We start from the raw sequence: 4942 nt of genomic DNA, 5'->3' as shown, positions 1-4942 counted from the left end.
TGAGCAGCGAATAGTCTGGACAATGCAGCGACAATTTAATCAGTTTAAAAATCGAGTCAACAAAGCCCTGTAAAGCCCTCAATGAAAGGCCAAACACGCGTTTCATCATCAGGACTGTGGTAATGGCCATATCTGAGTAGTAGAGCGGTCGTCCACGCCGTTCAGTAGTGTTTTTTTCCGTCCACGCAGCAATGGCTGATTCATCTAGCCATACGGTTAGAGAACCACGCTGCTTGAGGGCCTTGTTATAAGAGGGCCAGTTGGTGATTTTAAAATTTTGTTTTGCCATGGAGACCTGATTTTGAAACAACTGTGGTGATCTGCTCCGATGATTACCCAAAAGTTCTATTTATTCAACAAAGCCCGTTAATTTTACTGTCAAACGATTTGAATGAAAAACCCACCTAAAAGAGTCATTCCCGCGCAGGCGGGAATCTCTTGCAGATGAAACGCGTTCCTTCTGGTAGAAAGCCCTAGCTTTCGTCGAGGATGAAACAGCTTTGTCATCAGTCTGAATGCCCGCGATGGCGGGCGTTTTTTTATGAACCTTGTAGTATTTTTTGAAACCGTAGCCGTCGTTTAGATTTCCCAATCGTGGTTATACACTTTGGGTTTGAACTGGATAACATCACCACGCTTCAAGCCGTTAAAGTTGATGTCGTCTTGTGCGACTTCGACTTCAATCAGTTCGGGCTCACCTTCGACTTTCAACGACAGGCGAGTCAATGCCCCCAATGGACGGATATCCCGCACCACCACCGGCTGAAATCCGTCTTGCACCTCCGCAGAAATCGCCACTTCATGGGGACGGAACAGGATCGGTTTATCGCTGTGCGCCACTTTCAGGCGGTTGCTGTCACCAAGGAAGTGATAAACAAACTCGCTGGCCGGATGGTTATACACCTCAGCAGGTGAGCCGATCTGCTCAATAACACCTTTATTCATCAGCACAATGCGATCGGCAACTTCCATCGCTTCTTCCTGATCGTGCGTCACAAACACCGATGTCAGATTGATGTTCTCGTGTAAACGTGACAGCCAGCGGCGCAGCTCTTTACGCACTTTAGCATCCAGCGCACCAAAGGGCTCATCCAGCAGCAAAATACGCGGCTCAACAATCAGCGCGCGTGCAAGCGCAATACGCTGGCGTTGTCCGCCAGAGAGCTGTTCTGGATAACGATCTGCCAGCCAGTCTAACTGCACCATGTTTAGCAACTCGTGCACTTTCGCTTCAATATCGCGCTTGGAAGGGCGGATACTGCGCGGTTTCATACGCAGCCCAAACGCCACGTTGTCAAACACGGTCATATGGCGAAACAGCGCATAGTGCTGGAACACAAAGCCAATATTGCGATCGCGCACATCGTGCACCGACACATCTTCACCGTGAAAAACAATCTGCCCGCTATCCGACTTTTCCAAACCAGCAATAATACGCAACAAGGTCGTTTTGCCACAGCCTGATGGCCCCAGCAGAGCCACCAGCTCGCCGCTGTTGATTGACAGATTAATTTCATTCAAGGCCCGTAACTGTCCAAACTGTTTGTTTATATTACGAATATCAATGCTCATTTTGAGCTAGCTCCTGTTGGTGTTTCTCAACCTGTTTTGCCAAACGCCCTTCGCTCCATTGGCGCAGCAGCAATACCACTAACGACATCAGCAGCAACAAAATCGCCACGCTAAAGGCCGCTACAATGTTGTATTCGTTGTAAAGGATCTCAATGTGCAACGGTAAGGTGTTGGTCAAACCACGAATATGGCCAGAGACCACGGACACCGCACCAAACTCACCCATGGCACGCGCCGTACAGAGCACCACACCGTAAATCAACGCCCATTTCACATTGGGCAGCGTGATATACCAGAACATCTGCCAGCCGTTGGCACCTAGCAAACGGGCAGCCTCCTCCCCCTGAGTGCCCTGCTGTTCCATCAAAGGAATCAGCTCGCGCGCCACATAGGGCAAGGTGACAAAAATGGTTGCCAGAACGATACCCGGCACGGCATAAACAATTTCAAGATGGTGCGCGGTCAGGAAAGGGTAAAAATAGCTTTGTGCGCCAAACAGCAGCACATACATCAACCCCACTACCACCGGAGATACAGAGAAGGGCAAGTCAATCAGTGCTAACAGCAAGCTTTTGCCGCGAAATTCAAATTTAGTCACGCTCCAGGCGGTCGCCAATCCGAACACCACATTAAGCGGTACAGAGATAGCCGTCGCCAGTAGCGTCAGTTTCAGCGCTGAAATCGCATCCGGTTCCGAAATCGCCTGCCAAAACGCCCCTACGCCTTTCGCCAATCCCTGCGTCAGTACCATCAATAGCGGCAATACCAGAACCAGAAGAAACACCAGCCAAGCCAGCGTCACCAGCACGTAATAGGTCGTTGCACGTTTTTTTCTCTTGGGAGTACGCGCTGCGGTAGCAATTATTTGTTCCATTGTCACCGCCTTACAGTTTGGGCTGAATACGACGCAGCAACAGGTTAATCAGCAGCAACATAATGAAAGAGACCAACAGCATAAATACGCCGATACCGGTGGCACCTTTGTAGTCATACTGATCGAGCTTGGAGACGATCAGCAGAGGCAGTATTTCAGTTTTAAAGGGAATATTGCCTGCAATGAACACCACCGAGCCGTACTCCCCTACTCCGCGTGCAAACGCCAGTGCAAAACCCGTCAGCCAGGCGGGCAGCAGAGCGGGCAGCAATACATGCCAAAACACCTGAACCGGTTTTGCCCCCAGACAGGCTGCCGCTTCTTCCACTTCCCGAGGAATATCAGCCAGCACCGGTTGTAGCGTTCTTACCACAAAGGGCAGTGTGACAAAGATCAACGCCAGCGTGATACCTAGGCTGGTGTAGGCAATCTTGAAAGGAAACAGTCCTCCAATCAGCCCATTTGGCGCATACAGCGCCGTAAGTACAATCCCTGCCACCGCAGCAGGCAGCGCAAAAGGCATGTCGATCATGGCATCGATCACTTTGCGCCCCGGAAACTGATAGCGCACCAACACCCAGGCCAGTAAGGTTCCCAGAATGCCATTGACAAAAGCCGCCGCCAGCGCCGTGCCAAAAGAGAGTTGCAGCGAAAACAACACCTGACGACTGGTGATCAACGTCCAGAATTGCGTAAGTGTAAACTGACTGGCGTAGACAAACATGCCCGCCAACGGGATCAACACAATCAAACTCAAGTAGCTGAGGCTAAACCCTAAGGTGAGGCCAAAACCAGGAATGACGGGAGAAATGCGTCGTGACATACCAAGCCTTTCTTAATGCAATAGTTCAGTGAACCAGCCCATCCACATGGCAAAGCCGCTATCAACGTAGCGGCCAGCAAGTAGGCGTTTTAAAAATTATTTATTGATTTCATTGAAAATTTTGTAAAAAACGCCACCATCGTTAAAGTATTGGTCCTGCACTTTGGTCCAGCCGCCAAACTCTTCATCGATGGTCACCAGTTTCACCGGTGCGAATTGACCTTTGAATTCTTCAGCAATATTGGCATTGCGCGGGCGGTAGAAGTTCTTACCGATAATGCGCTGCGCATCGTCGCTGTAAAGGTATTTCAGGTAGGCTTCAGCCTGTTTTTGTGTGCCTTTGCGCTCAACCACTTTGTCCACAACGGCAACCGGCGGCTCTGCCAGAATAGACAGCGACGGCGTGACGATTTCCAACTGATCGCCGCCTTGCTCTTTCAGTGAAAGATAGGCTTCGTTTTCCCACGCCAGCAACACATCGCCCAGTTTTCGTTGTACGAAACTGATAGTGGCGCCGCGCGCACCGGTATCTAATACCGGCGCATGGAGATAAAGTTCAGTCACAAATTTCAGTGCGCTTTCATCACTTCCACCCGGCAGATGCTTGGCATAAGCCCAGGCCGCCAGGAAGTTCCAACGCGCACCGCCGGAGGTTTTCGGGTTAGGTGTGATCACTTCTACGCCCGGTTTCACTAGATCGCCCCAGTCCTTGATGTTTTTCGGGTTACCTTTTCGCACCAGGAACACGATGGTAGAAGTGTAAGGCGTACTGTTATCCGGCAGGCGTGCCTGCCACTTGGGATCGATCAGCGGCTGATTGAGATTCAGGGCATCGATATCGCCCGCCAGCGCCAGCGTCACCACGTCCGCCTGCAAACCATCGATGACCGAACGCGCCTGTTTGCCGGAGCCACCGTGGGAGTTTTTAATGGAAAGTGTTTCACCCGTGGTTTCTTTCCAGTGCTTAATGAAGGCAGCGTTATACTCCTGATACAGCTCACGCGTTGGGTCATAAGACACGTTCAACAATTCCGTTGCCGCAGACGCAGCGCCCACAAATAATACCGTTGCTGCCGCAAGAGATACTCCCAGACGACGTATTGACATCATTATCACTCCCTCAACATTTTTCGTAATTTGTGTAGTGTGTTTGGCGTGGTGCGGGCAATGTGCTCACAACATGGAGTGACAATAGAGGATAGGGGGGTGGTGGCAAAAATATTGTTTCGCGATAATTTATGCTCTCGCGTTATATTCTTTGAGCCTATTCAGTTTTTTAAATCTAAGAAGATTGCCGACTCGCAGACAGCAAAAAGGGGCAATCGGCCCCTTTTAAAATGATTTAAAAACAATAAATTACTTAAAAAACAAAGCGATAATAGCGTTTAATTGCGTGACTTTACTGCGCACTGCGTCCATGTTTGGGGCAATTTGTGGATCTTCTTCTGTCTTACTCCAGTGTAGATAATGGATTAAATTTAACAGCATCCAGTAGGTGATTTGGGGCAAAATGTGCATATGCCATTGTTTGGGCTTTGTTGAATAATAGGTAATCATGCTGTTTTTCCATGCCAGTTTTGGTTGAAAATGCTTGTCATCTCAGGTGTACACTTTTCTCATGAGGCCTAACTGCATGATTTTACGTTGCGAGGAGCCGTTGTTTCACTGGGCTG

At 49.6% G+C, this 4942-nt stretch carries 6 protein-coding genes and 1 pseudogene; all 7 read right to left on the bottom strand.

Annotated features, from left to right (window positions below):
* Positions 1-289: transposase (locus tag QZ506_RS11155; protein ID WP_291971100.1), on the bottom strand; the 289-nt coding region annotated here is incomplete at its 3' end.
* 290 nt (positions 290-579) lie between these two features.
* Entirely contained in the window at positions 580-759 is a 180-nt protein-coding gene (locus QZ506_RS21595) for a TOBE-like domain-containing protein (RefSeq protein ID WP_367273009.1), read from the bottom strand.
* Between the two features lie 84 nt (positions 760-843).
* Positions 844-1572 (bottom strand): annotated as a pseudogene (locus QZ506_RS11150) (sulfate/molybdate ABC transporter ATP-binding protein); the annotation flags it as partial.
* The gene (cysW, locus tag QZ506_RS11145) at positions 1562-2446 is read right to left on the bottom strand and encodes a sulfate ABC transporter permease subunit CysW (RefSeq protein WP_291971096.1); all 885 of its coding nucleotides are present in this window, start codon (positions 2444-2446) and stop codon (positions 1562-1564) included. The gene cysW and the pseudogene QZ506_RS11150, both read right to left, overlap by 11 nt.
* Positions 2447-2456: 10 nt before the next feature.
* Positions 2457-3269 carry a sulfate ABC transporter permease subunit CysT gene (gene cysT, locus QZ506_RS11140; protein WP_291971094.1) on the bottom strand — a complete coding sequence of 271 codons (813 nt, stop codon included), beginning with the start codon at positions 3267-3269 and terminating at the stop codon, positions 2457-2459.
* A gap of 96 nt (positions 3270-3365) precedes the next feature.
* Positions 3366-4376 carry a sulfate ABC transporter substrate-binding protein gene (locus QZ506_RS11135; RefSeq protein WP_291971092.1) on the bottom strand — a complete coding sequence of 337 codons (1011 nt, stop codon included), beginning with the start codon at positions 4374-4376 and terminating at the stop codon, positions 3366-3368.
* Between the two features lie 249 nt (positions 4377-4625).
* On the bottom strand, positions 4626-4826 hold the full coding sequence (locus tag QZ506_RS11130; protein WP_291971091.1) for a hypothetical protein: 201 nt from the start codon (positions 4824-4826) through the stop codon (positions 4626-4628).
* Positions 4827-4942: the final 116 nt, after the last annotated feature.

Origin of the sequence: Candidatus Symbiopectobacterium sp. (assembly GCF_020054415.1) — a bacterium.
GTDB lineage: Bacteria > Pseudomonadota > Gammaproteobacteria > Enterobacterales > Enterobacteriaceae > Symbiopectobacterium.
This window is presented reverse-complemented; position numbering and strand designations above follow the sequence as displayed.